The sequence below is a fragment of the Streptomyces sp. NPDC059443 genome, assembly GCF_042750105.1.
GTDB lineage: Bacteria > Actinomycetota > Actinomycetes > Streptomycetales > Streptomycetaceae > Streptomyces.
In genome coordinates this window covers 28,368-42,799 of record NZ_JBHYVM010000028.1, presented here as the reverse complement: position 1 = coordinate 42,799, position 14,432 = coordinate 28,368, and the positions used below count along the sequence as shown (strand labels likewise).

Genomic DNA, 14,432 nt, shown 5'->3' with positions numbered 1-14,432 from the left:
GCCGGGGAGCGGGGGAGCCGGAGGGATCAGTGGCGCGTGCCGTGGCCCGGCGTATCGGCCCGGCTCACCGCCAGGTAGCCGACGAGGGCGGCGATCGGGACCAGCAGTGCGAGGCTGACCGGGCCGGTTCCCCATCCCAGGCCGCCGCGCGCGGTGGGAACACCCATCCAGTCCGCGAACGAGGCGCCGAGCGGCCGGGTGAGGATGTACGCGGCCCAGAAGGCGGCCACGGCGTTCAGCCCGAGGAGGCGGCGGCCCAGCACAGGCAGCACGATGAGGGCGGCGAAGAGGAACCCGGACGGCAGGTAGCCCAGCTTCAGGGTCCCGGCGGTGAGGTCGCCCACCGCGGTGCCCAGGGCGAAGGTGGTGAGCACCGTAGCCCAGTAGAAGACCTCGCGGCGCGTGGTGTGGATGCTGTGGATGGACAGGGTCCGCTCCGACGCGTACCAGAGGGCCAGAACGGCGGCCAGGGCGAGGGTGAAGCCCACGGCCGACACCGTGTACGGGATGCCGACGATGACGTGCACCACGTCCGCGGCCATCGTGCCGAACACGCTGACCATGACGATCGCCGACCAGTACGTCCAGGGCCGGTACCGCGCGGACCGGAACTGCAGGACCAGCAGGGCCGTCAGGCCCGCGAGCCCGAGGCAGCCGGCCGGCACCGGGCCCAGGGTCCTCGCCAGGAAGTCGGAAGCCGTTTCCCCCATGCCGGTGGTGAGCACCTTGACCGTCCAGAACCAGGCGGTGACCTCGGGCACCTTGGAGAGGACGGTCTCCGTCCGGTCCGCGCGGGGAGCCCCGCGGTCCGGCGCCGCGGCTATCCGCGTCCACTGCTCCGTCGCCGTCCTGCTGTCGGTTTCCGACATCCCCGCTCCACCCCTTCCGGTGCGGCCCGCGCCGCATAGCCGATGCCGGCCGGGCAGCCGCCGGCTCCCGGACCAATGTCTACAGGAGTGTAGACGAGGGCGGACGCCGGCCGACGCGCGGTCTGTTGCACGAGTGCTGCGGGGGCATGAACATGCTGTGCGGTGTACCCCCGGGGACGGCCGACGGCCGTGATCACCGGCTAGCGTCTTCGTCAGAGCCGTGTCGGTGCGCCACCGCGATCGAAGCACGGCCCGGGGTCACCACAACCGGACCTCGCCGTACGCGGCTCGCTGCCGACTTCGCCGTTTCCGTGACGTCTCCCTGCCGTCTCTTCCTGTCCGAGGACACCCCCATGCCCTTTTCCCTGCCCGCGGGCGGGCGCTTCGCCGCGCTCTCCCTCGCCCTGGCCGTCACCCTGGGCGCCTTCGGCGCCTCCGCCACCGCCTCCGCCTCCGCCGACACCACGGCGTACGGTCCGCTGCCGCCGCGGAATCCGGCCAGTGCCCCCAACGGCACCGCCGGAATGCACGGCGACAGCGCCTCCAGCGACACCACGCCCTACCCGGGCCCCGGAACCGGGAAGATCGCGTACTCCCGTACCGCGCTGGCCTCCGCCTGCCCGACCGTGGTCATCGGAACCGACGGCTACGTGGTCACCCTGTGCACCACCATCTTCGGCCGGACCCCGACGGTGCACCTGCTGGATCCCGTCAGCGGAGCCGACCTCGCCTCCCTCGCCCTGCCCAAGGGCAGCCTGTTCGGGGGCGTTTACTCCTACCTCGACAACAACGACCGCCTGGTCGCCGTCGACGGCGGCAACAACCTCCTGCGCATCGGCCACCACCGCGCCGGCTCCGGCTGGACGCTGACGGTCGATCAGTCCACACCGCTCGCCGACGCCGTCCCCGCCGGCGACAACATCGTCGGTCTGGCCCCCGCCTGGAACGGCAAGGTCTGGTTCGCCACCACCGGCGGCGTGATCGGAACCGTGGACACCGGTACCGGAGCGGTACGCGCCATCGGCACCGGCGAGGGCGTGCAGAACAGCATCTCCACCGCTCCGGGCCACACGGCGGTCGCCACCGACCACGCCCTCTACCTGCTGTCCGAGTCGCCCGACGGCACCCCCGTCATCGACTGGAGGGCCCCGTACGACCGCGGTCCCGGCCGCAAGCCCGGCCAGCTCAGCTGGGGCACCGGCGCCACCCCGAGCTTCTTCGGGCCGGTCAGCGGGACGGAGTACGTCACCATCACCGACAACGCCGCCCCGCACGAGAACCTGCTCGTCTACCGGGTGGACGGGGGACCGGCGCCGATCTGCTCCACCCCGGTGCTCACCCAGTACGCCAACAGCGGGACCGAGGACGCCGTCATCGCCTCCGGACGCAGCGTCTTCGTCACCAACACCTACGGATACCCCTACCCGGCCCTGCCCGCGGGGGCCCCGGAGAGCAAGCCGTCCTCCGCGAACTTCGACGGCGGCCTCAGCCGGGTAGACGTCAACGCCGAGGGAACGGGGTGCCGTCTGGTGTGGAACAGCTCCGTGAAGTCGGCCGCCCTGCCCAGGCTCTCGGTGGCCGACGGCAAGATCTACACCGTCTCCGTCACCGGACCGACGGGCAGCGCGGGCCTCAACACCTTCGCCTCGTACCACCACTCCGTGCTCGACCCGGCCACCGGGGCGCAGCTCAGCAGCTCGTTCCTCGGCATCGGCCTGGTGTACAACCCGCTCCAGATGACCGGAACCACCGGCCCCGACGGCACCCTCTACCAGGGCACGGAAACCGGCGTGGTCAGGATCACCAAGGGCTGACCAGGGGGCAGGAGCCGGGCCGGCGATGACGGGGCCCTAGGGTCGGGGCCATGACCACCGTGAGGATCACCGCGCGAGGACTCAACCGTGCAACGCTCGCCCGGCAGTTGCTGCTGGCGCGGGCGCCGCTCGGCGTCGAGGACGGACTCCGTCGGGTGGTCGCCCTCCAGGCGCAGCAGGCGGCCTCGCCCTATCTCGCGCTGTGGAACCGGCTCAGCGGCTTCGATCCGGCCGGTCTCGACGCCGCCTTCGCCCGCCAGCGGGTGGTCAAGGCGACCCTGATGCGGATCACGCTGCACGCCGTCCACCACGAGGACTTCGCCGCCTTCCGCGAGGCCGTGCAGCCGGGGGTACGGGCATCCCGGCTGGGGAGCCGTTTCACGGCGTCGGGGCTGACCGCCGAGGACGCCGACGCGCTGGTTCCGGAACTGCTGGCCTTCGCCGACCGGCCCCGGACCAACGCCGAGTGCGAGGCCTGGCTCGGGGAGCGGCTCGGTGCGCCGGCGCGGCCGGGCGCGTGGTGGGGGCTGCGCAAGTACGCGCCGCTGCTGCACGCACCGACCGCGCGGCCGTGGTCCTTCGGGGACCGCCCGTCGTACATCGCGCCCCCGGCCGTCCCGAGGGCGGTGCCGGCGGACCCGGAGGCCTCCGAGGAGTCCCTGCGCAAGCTGGTGCTGCGCTACCTCGAAGGGTTCGGGCCGGCGTCGGTGGCGGACGTCGCGCAGTTCGCGCTGGTCCAGCGGGCCAGGGTCAGGAAGGCGCTACAGGCCCTGACGGCCCGGACGCCCCGGATGGCCCGGACGGCGCTCGAAGGCGACGGGCCGCTCGTGGAACGCCTGGAAGGGCCGAAGGGCGAAGAGCTGTTCGACGTTCCGGGCGCCCCGCGACCGGACGGGGACACGCCGGCACCGCCCCGGCTGATGGCCATGTGGGACAGCACCCTGCTGGCCTACTCCGAACGCGACCGTGTCATCCCGCCGCAGTACCGGGGGCTCGTCATCCGCGTGAACGGCGACACCCTGCCGACCCTGCTGGTCGACGGGTACGTGGCCGGAGTGTGGCGCCCGGCCGGGGGAGGGATCGAGGCGACCGCCTTCCACCCGCTGCCGGACGGGGTCTGGGAGGCGCTCGCCGGCGAGGCCCGGTCGCTGACGGCCTTCCTCGCGGCCCGGGACCCGGCGGTCTACAGCCGGTACGGCCACTGGTGGAGCAAGCTGCCGAGCGCGGAGACCCGGCTGCTCCCGGGGAGTTGAGGGGAAGGGCCCTTCGGGATGCTGTGCGCGGTGGGCCTGGTTACGCTGCGCAAGGCGCGGGGCGACGGGTTCCGCCGGGCGGACGGGAGGACACGATGAGCACCCCCACCGACACGGTGACCCTGGAGCGGCACATCGAGGCCCTCCCCGAGACCGTCTTCGCCTTCTTCACCGACCGCGAGATGTGGCTCTCCTGGATGGGCGTCGAGGGCGTCTTCGCCTTCGAGCCCGGGGGCCCGTACCGGACCAGGGTCACCGGTGAGAACACCGCCTCCGGCCGCTTCCTCGCCGTCGACCCGCCCCGGCGGCTCGCCTTCACCTGGGGCTGGGAGGCCGGCCCGATCCCGGTGGCGCCCGGCACCACCACCGTGGAGATCACCCTCGTGCCCGGCCCCGAGGGCACCGTGCTGCACCTGATCCACAGCGGCCTGCCCTCGGAGGACACCTGCCTCGCCCACGCCGAGGTCTGGCAGCACTACGTGGACCGGCTCGCGGCCCGCGCCGAAGGCGGCGACCCCGGCCCGGACGCCTGGACGCGGCGACCCGCGATCTGAGCCCGGTCTCCGAGCCCGGTCTCAGTCCGGGAGGAGCAGGTGGGTGCCGTGGCCGGCCGCGTCGACGTGGACGACGTGGCTGCCCACCCGGACGGTCTGCGCACCCGCCGCGGTCCAGGAGCCCTCGGGGCCCTCGCCGTGGGGCAGCGGTGTCCAGACCTCCAGGAAGGTGCTGCCGTCGAGGTTGGTGCCGGTTTCGATCATGAGGGTGCCCTCGGAGCGCAGGGTCCCGATGTCGTGGCCCGGGGCGCCGACCTCGTGGTGGAAGGTGACCCGGCCGTCCTCGTACGAGGTGGTCCCGGCGAAGCCGCGGCTGTCCGCGTAGAAGGTGCCGGTCTGGAGCCACACGACGTGCCCGGTCTCCCGCAGCGGCCCGTCGTCACGGCTGATTCCGGCGCGCAGCCAGGCGCCGCGCAGAGGTGCGTCCATGGCACCAGGGTGGCAGAGCCGCCCCGGTGCGCAGGACGTCTTCAGCCGGTGCCGAGTCCGCCACGGGCTGCGAACGCGTCGAGCAGCTCGTCTTCGCGCCGCGCGCTGAGGCCGGCCCGGCGGTCCCGGGTCAGGCCCTGCTCGCGCTCCCAGCGCAGGGTGTCGGCCAGCAGCTCCGCGCGGGGGCGGTGGCGCAGGCCCGCGTGGTGTGCGGCGGAGCCGTTGCGGGCGGACCATCCTTCCCAGCCCGGCTCGACCATCCACATCGGGAGGGACTCGGGCCCCATGTACTGGCCCACGCCGTGGGCGAGCAGCCATGCCGAGTCGGCGCTGACCACCGGACCGGTGTGGCCGGCGACGGTGCGGGACAGCTCGATCCACTCGGCGAACGGGACGACCGGGCCGACGGCGTCGTACGTACCGGTGGTGCCCTTCTCCGAGGAGTCGAGGAGCCAGGCGGCGAGGTCCCGTGCGTCGACGGCCTGCGTGGGCATGCCCGGTTCGTCGGGGACCAGCATCGGGCCGCGCGGATCGAGTGCGGCGCGGGCGGCCCAGTAGCCGGAGCGGCCGCTGTGATCGCCCGGACCGCCGATCAGCCCGGCGCGGGCGATGAGGAGGCGCTCGCCGACGGCGGCCGTGGACGCGTGCTCGCAGGCGACCTTCGCCTCGCCGAAGGGCCGCGCCGGTCGGCGGCCACCAGGGTCGCCCCCTCGGCGACCTCTCCGCTTTCGCCGCGCGCCAGGCACGTCACCCGGTGACCGCGCTCGATCGCCTGCCGGGACACTTCCCGGCCCAGCCATGCCGTTCCGCCCAGAACCAAGATCTCCATCCGGACAGCCAAACACGCGCGGCCCGGCAGGGCGGGGCGAGTTCGCGGACAGCGGACCCGGGGCGCCAGGGCACCAGGGCGCCACCGAGGAGGTGCACGGGGCGGCGAGCGGGAGCCGCGGGGGCACCCGTACTGTCGGCTCGGACCGCGGGACCACCTGGGACCAGCACTTATACCGTACGGAGGACGACCGGCATGGACGACGCATTCAAGGATGTTCCCCCCACCACCCTCGCCGACCTGCTGGGCCGCGAGCAGGTCATGGACATCGGGATCCGCCCGCTGTGGGACTCGCCGCGCGTCGCGGGACCCGCGTACACCGTGCGGTGCGAGCCCGGCGACAACCTGATGCTGCACGCGGCCATCTACCGGGCGGAGCCGGGCTCCGTCATCGTCGTGGAGTCGGGGGACGTGGAGTACGCGCTGGCCGGCGGCAACGTGTGCGCCGTCGCGCAGCGGCGGGGCGTCGCCGCCTTCGTGGTCGACGGGGTCATCCGCGACCTCGGCGAGGTGCGCGAGGCAGGCTTCCCCGTGTTCTCCCGGGGGGTCGTCCCGATCCCCGGCAGCAAGAAGAAGCTCGGCGAGCTCGGCGTACCGGCCCGGGTCGGCGGGGTGCTCGTGCACCCCGGGGACATCGTGGTCGCCGACGAGGAGGGCGTCGTGGTCACCCCGGCCGCCCGTCAGGAGGAGATCCTGCGGGCCGCGCGGGCGAAGCTGGCCAAGGAGGCCGGGGAGTCCCTCGACGCCTGGGAGGAGCAGCACCGCTCGCGGATCGAGCAGGCGCTGCGCGAGGTGGGTTTCACCGGCTGAGCGGCGTCACCCGTAGGCCGTCGCCCTCGGAACGCTCCCGGCCCGCAAGGGCCTGTTAGGGGCCCGTCAGGGTTTGTGGTTCCGGCGTCATGAGGCCGTCAGGAAGTCTGCCCCGGCCTCCGCGGCCGCCGTTCCATGGAGGTGACGAAGGCGACGGAAAGGGCGGGCGGCACGGTGCGAGGACGAGTCGTGGTGGGGGCGCGGGAATCCCTGGGGAGCGTGACGGCACTGCACGTGGCGTACGCCGAGGCACGGGCGCGGGACGCGGAGCTGTGGGTCGTCCTGGCCTGGCAGCCGCCGCTCGGCGGCCCCGGCGCCCGGCGCGGCGGGGGCGGCACGCCGCTCCTCGCCGCATCCCGGGACACGGCGGCGGAGCGGCTGCGCGAGGTCCTGCGGACCGCGTTCGGCACTGCCCCGTTCGGCACCGCCCCGCCCGGTGTGGACCTGGCCGGGCTGACGGTCCGGGGCACACCGGGCGCCGCGCTGGTCGACTCCGTACGCGGCCCGGACGACCTGCTGGTCGTCGGTACGGGCCCGCGCGGCCCGCTGCTGCGCGCGCTACGGCCCTCGGTCTCCCGGTACTGCCTGGCGCACGCCCCCTGCCCGGTGCTGGCCGTGCCGCCCGGTCCGCTGCGGGCCGACCTGGACGCCCTGCACCGCCGCATCGTGTGGCGGCGGCCGCTGGACGCCGGGGACCTGGTCCGGTGACCACGCCGACCAGGGGCCTGTCAGGCCATCCAGAAGAACACCGCCGTCATCCGCTTGTCCTCCAGGGTGTGGCCCCAGTAGGCGGAGGCGGTGTGGATCAGGTTGGCGGAGTAGAGCAGCAGCCGGTTGGCCTTGTGGGGGACCCGTAGGTCCTCGACGAAGGAGTCGGGGGCGACGAAGCGGGTGCCCAGCGCGTCGACCAAGTTGTTGTGCGGGGCGGCCACTTGATTGCCGCCGAGGGCGCCGCCCGGCAGGCTCTGGCGGTAGAAGCTGGTGCCGCAGTGCTTGGGGACCTTGGGGTTGAGGTAGAGCACCGCCGCGTACCGGCACAGCGTGCGCGAATCGGTGTGGGGACGCGGCTCGCACTCGCCCTCGCCGACGACCTGTACGCAGTTGTGGTTGAACGTGCCGCCGCCGGCGGGCTCTTGCGCCCAGATCCGCTGTGCTCCGGTCGCCTTGCGCACCAGCCGTTCCACGTGCGCGAGTTCGTCCGGTTCGAGCGCGGGCATGGAACGCAGGCCCGGCCAGGCCTCGGGCTTGTGGGGGTAGCCCTCGGTCCAGTCGTCCCGGGCGAGCAAGCGCTCCCGTACGGCGGCCGGATCGGGCAGTACGTTGTCCAACTCCCAGTAGTCGCGCCCGCGGGTCGGCTTGCGGTAAGGGAGGACCGGCAGGGGTGGGGGGTGTAGAGGCATGCCAGGGAAAGTAGTTGACCTTGGCCGCGCGCTCTCCTCCGAAGCGGTCAACCTTCCGTCAAGTGTTCGCCATGCGGGAGGAGCCAGCTCAGCGGGTTTGCGTCCCGCTCTGCGGAGCCTCGCCCTGCGCCGCCTCGATACCGGCGTGCAGATCGTCGGCGGCCTCGACCGTCGCCGCTGCCGACAGGGCGAGGCAGGCCAGCAGGGTGGCGGCGATCAGGTGCCCGGCCAGGCGCGGGTGCGGGCGACGGTTCCCGGGCCGCCCGGGAGCGGCTCCGGCGGGCTGGTCGAGCAGGGCGGCGACGCGGCGCGGGACCGGTCCGGCCGTCGCGGCCAGGGCGAGTCCGGGCCGGTCCGCCGTACGGGTGGCGGCGGCCCGGGAGGCCAGGGCGGCCTTGCCGATCGCGCGGGCCGTGAGCCGGCGGTCGCCCACCGCGCCGGCGGCGGCCTCGTCGGCGCTGCGCTCCAGCGCGTACGTGAGCGGCTCGCGCAGGGTGCGCAGCGCGGGGTGGCAGAGCGCTGCCAGCTCGACCGCGGCCACGTAGAGGTGGTGGCGCTCCCTCAGGTGGGCCCGCTCGTGGGCGAACAGGGCCTCGCGCTCTTCGGCCGACAGGGTCCGGAGCATTCCGGTGGTCACCACGATCCGGCCCGGACGGCCGGGCAGCGCGTAGGCGTCGGGGCAGTCGTCGCGCAGCACGAGGAGCTCGCCGTCGGCGCGTGCCGCCAGCCGCCGGGCACGGCGCAGCTGGGCGAGGCGGCGGTGGAGGGCGCGGCCCAGGGAGACGGCGCACCAGGCCAGGAGTCCGGCGGCGGTGACGGCCACCGCGATCACCGAGTCGGGGGAGCCGGTGGCGAGGGGGGTCAGGAGCTTGCCGAGTACGGCGACGGCGTGCAGGTGCGTGGCGCCCGGGATGACGAGCAGGGCGAGCGCGGTGGTGCTGGCGGCCGCGAGACCGACGGCGGTGCCGGCCAGCAGCCAGGCCGCCCGGCGCGGGGGGAGCGAGTGGGCGAGCCGGCCGGCCGCGGGGCCGGCCAGGAAGGGGAGGAGCAGTGGCAGCCACACCATGTAGATCATGGGGCGTCCCCTTCCAGCAGTGCGCGCAGCAGCTGTTCGTCCTCGTCGCTGAGCCGGGAGACGAAGCGGGTCAGTACGGCGCTGCGGTCCTCCGTCTTCTCCAGCTCCGCGTGCATCCGCCGGGCGGTCAGGCCTGAGGCGTCCTCGATCGGCAGGTAGGCGAAGCCGCGGCCGGAGCGTATCCGGTCGACCGTGCCCTTGTCGTGGAGGCGGGACAGGATCGTGGTGACGGTCGTCCGCGCGAGGGTCCCGCCCAGGGCGTCCTGCGTCTGGAGCGGGGTCAGCGGGGTTCCGGCGGCCCACAGGGCGGCCAGTACGGCCGCTTCGAGCTCGCCGGCCGGCCGGCGTTCCGCGTTCGTGTCGCTCATCGGGAACGCTCCTCCGCGCTTCTTCGTCCGCAGTGTGTGGACCGTCTACAGCATCGTAGTCGGCCGGGTGCGGACCGGCCCGTAAGGACCGCACCCCGCCCACTCAGATTAGGCGAGCCGTGGACCGCGGCCTCAGCCGCCCTCCCGTCAGCCCCGCGGGCGGGTCAGCCGGCGTGGACGTGGGGGCGGCGGGCGCGGTCCGGTTCGGCCTCGCGGATGACCTCGCGGGTGACGGGGGCGACTTCGCCCTGCCCGAAGAGGAAGAAGCGCAGGAAGTTGGCCATCGGGTTGCCCTCGGTCCACTCGAAGTAGATGTGGGGGCGCTGGCCGGTCTCGTCGCGTACGTAGAGGAGGAGGGCGGCCAGGGCGTTGGGGATGCTGGAGCTCTCCAGGGTCAGGACCCGGTAGCGGTCGTGCAGGACCTCGCCGCGCACCCGCATGCCGGACTCGAACTCGGACGCGTCCAGGACCGTGACCTCGACGAACATCACGTCGTCGCCGGGCGGGATGTCGTTGTCCCGGAGGATCTGCTCCATCTTCTCGCGGTACTCCGCCTTGTCCCGCTTGTCGGGCTCGTTCGCGATGAACCGGATCGTGCGGTTGGCGGTGTCGCGGACGAACCGCTGCGCCATGTCGTCCAGCTCCACGTGGGTGACGCGCAGCTCGAAGACCCGGGCGAGGCGGGACAGCAGGGACAGGGCCATGATGCCCGCGATGAAGCAGGCGCCGATCTTGACGCCGTCCGGCCGCTCCACGACATTGACCGCCGTCGTGTAGAGCAGCACCACGGAGATCACGCCGAAGCCGATGGTCCAGCCGCGCTGCCCCGCACGGCGGGCGGCGATGGTCACGGCCACACCGGCGGAGGTGAAGAGGACGAGGACGCCGGTGGCGTACGCGCCGCCCTGGGCGTCGACGTCGGCGTCGAAGATCCAGGTGACGAGGAAGGCGATCAGGGTGAAGACGATGACCATCGGGCGCAGGGCGCGGGCCCAGTGCGGGGCCATGCCGTAGCGGGGCAGGTAGCGCGGCATCAGGTTGAGCAGGCCGGCCATCGCGGAGGACCCCGCGAACCAGAGGATGAGGATGGTGGAGACGTCGTAGACCGTGCCGAAGGCCGAGCCCAGGTGCTCGTGGGCGAGGTAGGCCAGGGCGCGGCCGTTGGCCTCGCCGCCTGGCTTGAACTGATCGGCCGGGATCAGCAGGGTGGTGACGAAGCTGCTGGTGATCAGGAAGACGCTCATGATCACGGCGGCGGTGGTCAGCATGCGCTTCGTGTCGCGGATCCGCCCGGCGGGCTTGGCGGGGGTGTCGCCTGGGTCGCCCTGGACGTGCGGCATGACGGCCACACCGGTCTCGAATCCGGACATGCCCAGCGCGAGCTTGGGGAAGACGAGGAGCGCGATGGCGACCATCATGACCGGGTTGCCGTGCTGGGCGGTGAGCGCCTCGGTCCAGTCCCCGATGACGTGCGGCTCGCTGAGCACCTTCCACAGGCCGACCCCGATGACCACGACGTTCAGCGAGAGGTAGGCGATGACCAGGACCACGGCCACGCCGATGGCCTCGCTGAACCCCTTGAGGAACACGGCGCCCAGCAGGGCGATCATGATGAGGGTGATGACCATCTGGTGACCGCTGAGCACGCTGGTCAGGTGCGGGTTCTCCACCAGATGCGCGGTGGCGTCGGCCGCCGAGAGCGTGATGGTGATGAGGAAGTCGGTCGCCGCGAACCCGAGCAGGGTCAGCACGAACAGCTTGCCCTTCCAGAACGACAGCAGCCGCTCCAGCATGGCGATCGAGCCCTCGCCGTGCGGGCTCTCCTCCGCCACCCGCCGGTACACCGGCAGCGCGCCGAACAGGGTCAGGACGACGAGCACGATGGTCGCCAGGGGCGACAGCAGACCGGCGGCCAGCGCCGCGATGCCCGGCTGGTAGCCGAGGGTGGAGAAGTAGTCGAGGCCCGTCAGGCACATCACCCGCCACCACGGCCGGCCCTCGGGCTCGGTCCCCGTCGCCTGCGGGCCGTCCCCGCCGGTGTGGTGCTTCGGGCGGTCGGTGAGACCGTCCAGCAGCCAGGCACGCAGTCGCGTGGTCGGGGTGGCGGTGGCGGATGCCATCGTGGTGCTCCTGTCGTACAACTCGATTTTCGGCCATCAGTACGACCGAGCACTGAGCGTACGGAACCTTAAAAGATTTTCACGCGCGGGTCCCGATCCTGACGCGCTCTTAACGCCCCGGGTCCGGCCCCCGGATCAACCCCGGTCCGTGCCGTTCTCCCGCGCCGTCAGCAGCACCTCGCGCAACCGGGCCACCAGGGCGGAGGCGCTCTCCGGCTCCTCGCCCCTCCCGGCCGCGCGGCTGTCGTCGGCCGAGAGCTGCTTGAGGTGGTCGGAGAGGACCTCGGCGTAGGCCTGTTCCTTCTCGACGAGTCCGCCGGGCTGGCGCAGGCCGATGGTGGCCTCGATGACCTTGCCGACGAGCGCGGTCATCGCGAACGAGAACAGGCCCAGCACCACGGTGGCGGTGAGCTGCTTGCCGAGCAGGTCCCAGGAGCCCCCGTAGAACAGGCCCTTGTGACCGGTGAGGGTCCCCGTCGCGCACAGCCCCGCCATCACCATGCCGACGATGCCGCCCCAGCCGTGGATGCCGACGACGTCCAGGGTGTCGTCCACTCCGAGCCGGTACTTCCAGCTGATCGCGAACGCGCAGGTCAGGCCGGCGAGGAAGCCGATGACGGTGGCCCACACCGGGCTCACCCCGCCCGCCAGCGGGGTCGTGGCGACCAGGCCCGTGACCGCGCCCATGCACATGTCGAGCAGGCCGACCCGCCGGGTGCGCCACCAGCTGGTGACCGCCCAGCCGGCCATCGCCGCGCCGGCAGCGAGCTGGCTGTTGAGGAAGGCCATCGCGGCCCCGCCCGGGGTCCCCAGCGAGGAGCCGGTGTTGAAGCCGAACCAGCCGAACCACATCAGCGACAGCCCGATGACGACGAGCGGCAGGTTGTGCGGCCGGATGCCCTGGCGCTCGAAGTCCGCCCGCCTGCCCGCGACGATCGCCAGGGCGAGCCCGGCCGCTCCCGAGCCGATCTCCACGACCGTGCCGCCCGAGAAGTCCACGGCGCCGAGCTGCTTGGCCACCCAGCCGTCCGGGTCGAAGACCCAGTGCGCCATGGGGATGTAGACCAGCAGGGTCCACGCGATCACGAAGGCGATCCAGCCGCCCATGCTCGCGCGGCCCGCGATGGAACCGGCGATCAGGGCCACGGTGACGATCGCGAAGGACATGTGGAAGACCACGAAGGTGACGGTGGGCACGGTGCCGGTCACCGAGGAGGCGTCGATCCCGCGCAGGAAGGCCTGGTCGAGGGTGCCGATGACGCCCAGCCCGCCGGCGTCGGGGCCGAAGGCCAGCGAGTAGCCGATCGCGTACCAGAGCACGGTGACGATCACGACGCAGAAGAAGATCATCTTCAGCATGGCGATGATCTGGCCGGTGCGGACCATCCCGCCGTAGAAGAAGGCCACGCCCGGGGCCATCAGCAGCACCAGGGCCGAGGCCATCATCAGCCAGGAGGCGTTGCCGGAGTCCGCGGCCGCGGCAGCTGTCAGGGTGTTCACTTGTCGCGCTCCCGTCGGTCCAGCACGGAGACGATCTCGGCCAGCAGCGCGGCGTCCTGACGCTCGTCGGCGCCCACCGTCGCGTGCTCCTTGGACGGGCCGCCGGACTCGTCCATCCGGTCGCGGATCTGCTCCAGGGTCTCGTTGTCGTAGGCGACCTCCTCCTCGCGGCCGGGTACGTTCTCGTACTCCTCGGAGGTGCGGAAGCCGACGGCCCGGTCGATCGCCTGCGCGATGAGCCAGGTCATGGCGAAGGCGAAGGTGCCGACCGCCAGGATGCCGACCGCCTGGCGCCACAGCTGGTCGAGCCCACCCCCGTAGAAGAGGCCCTTCTTGCCGCTCATCGCGGCCGTCGCGAAGAAGCCGATGGACAGGACGCCGACGATGCCGCCCCAGCCGTGTACGCCGACCACGTCCAGGGTGTCGTCGACGCCCATCTTGTACTTCAGGTTGATGGCGAAGCAGCAGACCACACCGGCGGTGAAACCGATGATCAGCGCGCCCAGCGGGGAGACCTCGCCACAGGCCGGGGTGATCGCCACCATGCCCGCGACCGCCGCCGATGCCACGCCCAGCATCTCCACGTGCCCCAGGCGCCACTTCTCGATGATCGGCCAGCCGATCATCGCGCCCGCCGCCGCGAGTTGGGTGTTGAAGAAGGTGGTCGGGGCGCTGCCCGCGACCTGGAGCGCGGAGCCCGCGTTGAAGCCGAACCAGCCGAACCACAGCAGCGCCAGGCCGATGACGACCAGCGGCAGGTTGTGCGGGCGGATCGGCTCGCGCTCGAAGTCCCGGCGCTTGCGCAGCACGATGGCGACCGCGAGCCCCGAGGCTCCCGAGCTGAGCTCGACGGGCAGACCGCCGGCGTAGTCGAGCGCGCCCAAGGACCGCTGGATCCAGCCGTCGGGGGCGAACACCCAGTGCGCGGTGGGCACGTAGACCAACATCGTCCAGGCGATGACGAAGACCAGCCAGCCCCTCATGGTGGCCCGGCCCGCGATCGAGCCGCTGATCAGCGCCACCGTGATGATCGCGAACGACATCTGGAAGCAGGCGAAGATCACGGTCGGGATGGAGCCGTGCAGCGAGTCCATCCCGATGCCCTGGAAGAAGGCGTGGTCGAGACCGCCGATGAGGCCGCCCCCGGCGTCCTTGCCGAACGCGAGGGTGTAACCGACCGCGAGCCACAGGATCGTCACCAGCGACAGGCAGGCGAAGCTCATCTTGAGCATCACCAGCACGTGCTTGGTCTTGACCATGCCCCCGTAGAAGAAGGCGAGGCCGGGAGTCATCAGCAGCACCATCGCGGTGCTCGCCATCATCCAGGCGGTATTACCCGTGTCGTAGCCACTGGGCATGGGCGGAGCTCTCTCTGGTCGTGAACGCGCGGGGAGCGGGGCGGGGTTCGGAT

13 protein-coding genes and 1 pseudogene are annotated in these 14,432 nt (G+C 72.5%); 5 read left to right on the top strand and 9 right to left on the bottom strand.

Features of this window, described 5'->3' with window-relative positions:
* Positions 1-26: 26 nt before the first annotated feature.
* Complete coding sequence (locus ACFXDJ_RS25090) at positions 27-869, bottom strand: hypothetical protein (RefSeq protein WP_384650851.1); 843 nt, start codon at positions 867-869, stop codon at positions 27-29.
* A gap of 353 nt (positions 870-1,222) precedes the next feature.
* On the opposite strand from ACFXDJ_RS25090, the gene ACFXDJ_RS25085 reads away from it, so the two are divergent.
* The 3 genes from ACFXDJ_RS25085 to ACFXDJ_RS25075 all read left to right on the top strand — a co-directional run bounded on the left by ACFXDJ_RS25085 (position 1,223) and on the right by ACFXDJ_RS25075 (position 4,490).
* Positions 1,223-2,683: a hypothetical protein gene (locus ACFXDJ_RS25085; RefSeq protein WP_384650849.1), complete on the top strand. Its 1,461-nt coding sequence runs from the start codon at positions 1,223-1,225 to the stop codon at positions 2,681-2,683.
* 50 nt (positions 2,684-2,733) lie between these two features.
* Positions 2,734-3,936, top strand: coding sequence for a winged helix DNA-binding domain-containing protein (locus ACFXDJ_RS25080; RefSeq protein WP_384650848.1), 1,203 nt, complete (start codon positions 2,734-2,736; stop codon positions 3,934-3,936).
* Positions 3,937-4,031: 95 nt separating this feature from the next.
* The gene (locus ACFXDJ_RS25075) at positions 4,032-4,490 is read left to right on the top strand and encodes an SRPBCC domain-containing protein (RefSeq protein ID WP_384650846.1); all 459 of its coding nucleotides are present in this window, start codon (positions 4,032-4,034) and stop codon (positions 4,488-4,490) included.
* 21 nt (positions 4,491-4,511) lie between these two features.
* Here the strand turns inward: ACFXDJ_RS25075 and ACFXDJ_RS25070 are convergent, their stop codons facing one another.
* Together ACFXDJ_RS25070 and ACFXDJ_RS25065 are read right to left on the bottom strand one after the other, a co-directional pair.
* Complete coding sequence (locus ACFXDJ_RS25070) at positions 4,512-4,919, bottom strand: hypothetical protein (protein ID WP_384650844.1); 408 nt, start codon at positions 4,917-4,919, stop codon at positions 4,512-4,514.
* Positions 4,920-4,960: 41 nt separating this feature from the next.
* A pseudogene (locus tag ACFXDJ_RS25065) lies at positions 4,961-5,748 on the bottom strand (oxidoreductase).
* 195 nt (positions 5,749-5,943) lie between these two features.
* Between ACFXDJ_RS25065 and ACFXDJ_RS25060 the strand changes: the two are divergent.
* Together ACFXDJ_RS25060 and ACFXDJ_RS25055 are read left to right on the top strand one after the other, a co-directional pair.
* Entirely contained in the window at positions 5,944-6,558 is a 615-nt protein-coding gene (locus ACFXDJ_RS25060) for an RraA family protein (RefSeq protein WP_384650842.1), read from the top strand.
* A gap of 135 nt (positions 6,559-6,693) precedes the next feature.
* Entirely contained in the window at positions 6,694-7,266 is a 573-nt protein-coding gene (locus ACFXDJ_RS25055; protein ID WP_384650840.1) for a universal stress protein, read from the top strand.
* A gap of 20 nt (positions 7,267-7,286) precedes the next feature.
* Here the strand turns inward: ACFXDJ_RS25055 and ACFXDJ_RS25050 are convergent, their stop codons facing one another.
* From ACFXDJ_RS25050 to ACFXDJ_RS25025, 6 genes are all read right to left on the bottom strand, one after another.
* Positions 7,287-7,958 carry a DUF6445 family protein gene (locus tag ACFXDJ_RS25050; protein WP_384650838.1) on the bottom strand — a complete coding sequence of 224 codons (672 nt, stop codon included), beginning with the start codon at positions 7,956-7,958 and terminating at the stop codon, positions 7,287-7,289.
* Between the two features lie 88 nt (positions 7,959-8,046).
* Positions 8,047-9,033, bottom strand: coding sequence for a M56 family metallopeptidase (locus tag ACFXDJ_RS25045; RefSeq protein WP_384850335.1), 987 nt, complete (start codon positions 9,031-9,033; stop codon positions 8,047-8,049).
* Complete coding sequence (locus ACFXDJ_RS25040; RefSeq protein ID WP_384650834.1) at positions 9,030-9,401, bottom strand: BlaI/MecI/CopY family transcriptional regulator; 372 nt, start codon at positions 9,399-9,401, stop codon at positions 9,030-9,032. Before ACFXDJ_RS25040 ends, ACFXDJ_RS25045 begins: the two co-directional genes overlap by 4 nt.
* 164 nt (positions 9,402-9,565) lie before the next feature.
* Positions 9,566-11,521, bottom strand: a complete 1,956-nt coding sequence (locus tag ACFXDJ_RS25035; protein WP_384650832.1) for an APC family permease — start codon at positions 11,519-11,521, stop codon at positions 9,566-9,568.
* Positions 11,522-11,656: 135 nt separating this feature from the next.
* On the bottom strand, positions 11,657-13,021 hold the full coding sequence (locus ACFXDJ_RS25030) for an ammonium transporter (protein WP_384650830.1): 1,365 nt from the start codon (positions 13,019-13,021) through the stop codon (positions 11,657-11,659).
* The gene (locus ACFXDJ_RS25025) at positions 13,018-14,379 is read right to left on the bottom strand and encodes an ammonium transporter (protein WP_384650828.1); all 1,362 of its coding nucleotides are present in this window, start codon (positions 14,377-14,379) and stop codon (positions 13,018-13,020) included. The genes ACFXDJ_RS25030 and ACFXDJ_RS25025 overlap by 4 nt, the downstream gene beginning before the upstream one ends.
* Positions 14,380-14,432 lie beyond the last annotated feature (53 nt).

What these genes read in the sequence shown, in the direction of transcription:
- ACFXDJ_RS25045 (WP_384850335.1), bottom strand. Translation starts at nt 9,033, where the DNA reads ATGATCTACATGGTGTGGCTGCCACTGCTCCTCCCCTTCCTGGCCGGC.
- ACFXDJ_RS25090 (WP_384650851.1), bottom strand. Translation starts at nt 869, where the DNA reads ATGTCGGAAACCGACAGCAGGACGGCGACGGAGCAGTGGACGCGGATA.
- ACFXDJ_RS25075 (WP_384650846.1), top strand. Translation starts at nt 4,032, where the DNA reads ATGAGCACCCCCACCGACACGGTGACCCTGGAGCGGCACATCGAGGCC.
- ACFXDJ_RS25055 (WP_384650840.1), top strand. Translation starts at nt 6,694, where the DNA reads ATGGAGGTGACGAAGGCGACGGAAAGGGCGGGCGGCACGGTGCGAGGA.
- ACFXDJ_RS25035 (WP_384650832.1), bottom strand. Translation starts at nt 11,521, where the DNA reads ATGGCATCCGCCACCGCCACCCCGACCACGCGACTGCGTGCCTGGCTG.
- ACFXDJ_RS25050 (WP_384650838.1), bottom strand. Translation starts at nt 7,958, where the DNA reads ATGCCTCTACACCCCCCACCCCTGCCGGTCCTCCCTTACCGCAAGCCG.
- ACFXDJ_RS25080 (WP_384650848.1), top strand. Translation starts at nt 2,734, where the DNA reads ATGACCACCGTGAGGATCACCGCGCGAGGACTCAACCGTGCAACGCTC.
- ACFXDJ_RS25040 (WP_384650834.1), bottom strand. Translation starts at nt 9,401, where the DNA reads ATGAGCGACACGAACGCGGAACGCCGGCCGGCCGGCGAGCTCGAAGCG.
- ACFXDJ_RS25085 (WP_384650849.1), top strand. Translation starts at nt 1,223, where the DNA reads ATGCCCTTTTCCCTGCCCGCGGGCGGGCGCTTCGCCGCGCTCTCCCTC.
- ACFXDJ_RS25060 (WP_384650842.1), top strand. Translation starts at nt 5,944, where the DNA reads ATGGACGACGCATTCAAGGATGTTCCCCCCACCACCCTCGCCGACCTG.
- ACFXDJ_RS25070 (WP_384650844.1), bottom strand. Translation starts at nt 4,919, where the DNA reads ATGGACGCACCTCTGCGCGGCGCCTGGCTGCGCGCCGGAATCAGCCGT.
- ACFXDJ_RS25025 (WP_384650828.1), bottom strand. Translation starts at nt 14,379, where the DNA reads ATGCCCAGTGGCTACGACACGGGTAATACCGCCTGGATGATGGCGAGC.